Source organism: Vibrio sp. 1402 (assembly GCF_033340275.1).
Window position 1 is genome coordinate 1 of sequence record NZ_JAWOWE010000136.1, and the last position, 876, is coordinate 876.

Annotated in this window: 1 protein-coding gene; it reads left to right on the top strand. The window is 55.5% G+C overall.

The window, feature by feature from the left end; all coding sequences use genetic code 11:
• The coding region (locus tag R7044_RS24630) for an APH(6)-I family aminoglycoside O-phosphotransferase (RefSeq protein ID WP_000408210.1) at positions 1-834 on the top strand (834 nt) is incomplete at its 5' end.
• Positions 835-876: the final 42 nt, after the last annotated feature.

The window sequence follows — 876 nt, forward strand, 5'->3', positions numbered from 1 at the left end:
TTCATGCCGCCTGTTTTTCCTGCTCATTGGCACGTTTCGCAACCTGTTCTCATTGCGGACACCTTTTCCAGCCTCGTTTGGAAAGTTTCATTGCCAGACGGGACTCCTGCAATCGTCAAGGGATTGAAACCTATAGAAGACATTGCTGATGAACTGCGCGGGGCCGACTATCTGGTATGGCGCAATGGGAGGGGAGCAGTCCGGTTGCTCGGTCGTGAGAACAATCTGATGTTGCTCGAATATGCCGGGGAGCGAATGCTCTCTCACATCGTTGCCGAGCACGGCGACTACCAGGCGACCGAAATTGCAGCGGAACTAATGGCGAAGCTGTATGCCGCATCTGAGGAACCCCTGCCTTCTGCCCTTCTCCCGATCCGGGATCGCTTTGCAGCTTTGTTTCAGCGGGCGCGCGATGATCAAAACGCAGGTTGTCAAACTGACTACGTCCACGCGGCGATTATAGCCGATCAAATGATGAGCAATGCCTCGGAACTGCGTGGGCTACATGGCGATCTGCATCATGAAAACATCATGTTCTCCAGTCGCGGCTGGCTGGTGATAGATCCCGTCGGTCTGGTCGGTGAAGTGGGCTTTGGCGCCGCCAATATGTTCTACGATCCGGCTGACAGAGACGACCTTTGTCTCGATCCTAGACGCATTGCACAGATGGCGGACGCATTCTCTCGTGCGCTGGACGTCGATCCGCGTCGCCTGCTCGACCAGGCGTACGCTTATGGGTGCCTTTCCGCAGCTTGGAACGCGGATGGAGAAGAGGAGCAACGCGATCTAGCTATCGCGGCCGCGATCAAGCAGGTGCGACAGACGTCATACTAGATATCAAGCGACTTCTCCTATCCCCTGGGAACACATCAATCT